Below are 1885 nucleotides of genomic sequence, written 5' to 3' on the forward strand. Positions count from 1 at the left end.
GTGTCGTCGCTTGGACTGAAGCGGGGGAATTCGACTGGCATGGTCATGCGGGCGGCTCCCCTGGGAACGCAGGTCAGCAGCTACTCGCCGCAGGTAGCAACGGTCAAGGTGTGGATGAGTGAGCTCGTCGGCATGACAAGCTCCGATTCTCCTGTGCCGGTTACCGCGAACTGGGCCACATACACCTTGACGCTCCAGTGGCAGCAGAAGGACTGGAAGCTCGCTGATGTATCCCAGACTTCCGGGCCCATGCCGCTGCAGACTTCTGATGAAGCACCGGATTCAGTCAGCACCCTCCGGAAGATGGACGAGGACTTCAATGCACCTCCCTACATCCACTAGTCCCAGGATCCAGCGGCTGTTTGCCGCCCTTACCGTCACAGCCGCCATGCTCGTTATGCCACCCGGCCTGCCCGAGGCGCGGGCCGTGGATATCTGTGACCTTCCTGGGTGCGGCGCACTGGAGAAGGGCGCTGAGCTGGGTGCCGATTTCGGCAAGGGATTCGCCAAGGGGTTCACCGACCCCTTCAGGAATGCCCAGAAGCTCGGAAAGAAAGCCAAGTCGGCCTACGACCTGGCGTCGGACCCTATGGGGTATTTCTCCGAGAAGTTCGCCAAGGCCAACGGGAAGCTGATCCAGGAACTGGCCGGGGAGGTCAAGAAGTGACCGTCCTCGCCGTGGACTACGGCACAAAGATCGACCTTACCAATCCCGGCTTCATTGAAATCTACGCATACGCATTCGGCGTCTCAACCGTACTCACCATAATCCTTTGGCTCTTCGCGGTTGCCAAGAGGGCAGCCCAAGGAGTCGAATTCAGCCAGGCACTCACCGAGTCCATCGGCTACCTTCTCATCTCGGTCATGGTGACGGCATTCGCTCCCGCAGCAGTCGCCTACACGGTCAAGCTCATGGACGGCGCAGCCGAATCCCTCCTGGCCTCACAGTCGTTCAAGCTGGCCATATTGAGCGGCTTTGTCGTTCTCTGCCTCGCCGCACTGACCGCAACCGGCATCGGCGCCCCCCTGGCCGTCCTCATCGGGTTCACGCTCATCCTGATCATTCTGGGAATATGGCTGCTGCTCGTCGTGCGCAACTCTCTGATCCTCTGCGGTCTCGTATTCGGCCCCACCGTGTTCTCCGGCCTGGTCAACAAGGACCTGTGGAAGCACACCAGGACCTGGGCCGGGCTAATGGTCGCAGTGATTTCCGTCAAGTATGCCGTGTATGCAGTGCTTGCTCTGGCCATCGCCTACACCGAGGGTCTCCCCAAGAACCCGAAGGACCTCTCGTTCGGCCAGGCTCTGGGCACAGTGATGACGGTATTCGCCCTGTTCGCCACGGCTTTGATTTCCCCCTTCTTCGCCAGCAAGTTCCTGACGATTTTCGGTGACGAAATGCAGAGTGTCCTCGGCGCGCGCAAGGCAATGGTCGACCAAGCCCAATCCGCTTACAAACAAGGCAAGGGGGCCTACGACGGGTTGAAGGGCGTGAACAACCCCCGTCTCAACGACGCAGCGGGCGACAGCGACGACAGTGATGCCGACGACAGCAGCAGCGACAGCGGTGGACCGCCCAGTGCGCCCGGCCAGGACGTCGCGGCCGCGGAGAAGGCTGCGGCTCCCGACGCCCCCCAGGGCGACGACGCGCAAGCGGCAGAGCTGAGCGGCGAGGACCAGGACGGTGGTCCCTCCCCGTCGTCACCCACAGCAGACGGCGCTGCGCCGCACGCTTCCTCCGCGCCAACTGCCGGAGCGGACGGGCCCCCCGCCTCGCCTGCTGCGCCATCTCCCGGTGGAGCAGCGCCCGTGAGTGAGCCCGCGCCGGTGGGCGGGCCCGCGCCCGCCCCGCTGCCGTCAGCACCCTCGAGCTCGCCTGTGGGAG

General features: G+C 63.4%; 3 protein-coding genes. All 3 read left to right on the top strand.

The genetic code is table 11. From position 1 onward, the window contains the following. On the top strand, window positions 1-342 hold a 342-nt coding region (locus tag ACFWZ5_RS46210; protein WP_384893290.1), incomplete at its 5' end, for a hypothetical protein. A gap of 46 nt (window positions 343-388) precedes the next feature. Further along, window positions 389-667 carry a hypothetical protein gene (locus ACFWZ5_RS46215; protein WP_384893293.1) on the top strand — a complete coding sequence of 93 codons (279 nt, stop codon included), beginning with the start codon at window positions 389-391 and terminating at the stop codon, window positions 665-667. Then, the coding region (locus ACFWZ5_RS46220; protein ID WP_384893296.1) for a hypothetical protein at window positions 664-1885 on the top strand (1222 nt) is incomplete at its 3' end. The genes ACFWZ5_RS46215 and ACFWZ5_RS46220, both read left to right, overlap by 4 nt.

Origin of the sequence: Streptomyces sp. NPDC059003 (assembly GCF_042740445.1) — a bacterium.
GTDB lineage: Bacteria > Actinomycetota > Actinomycetes > Streptomycetales > Streptomycetaceae > Streptomyces.

Bases quoted from the DNA above. Each gene is read 5' to 3' on its own strand.
- ACFWZ5_RS46215 (WP_384893293.1), top strand. From the start codon at position 389: ATGCTCGTTATGCCACCCGGCCTGCCCGAGGCGCGGGCCGTGGATATC.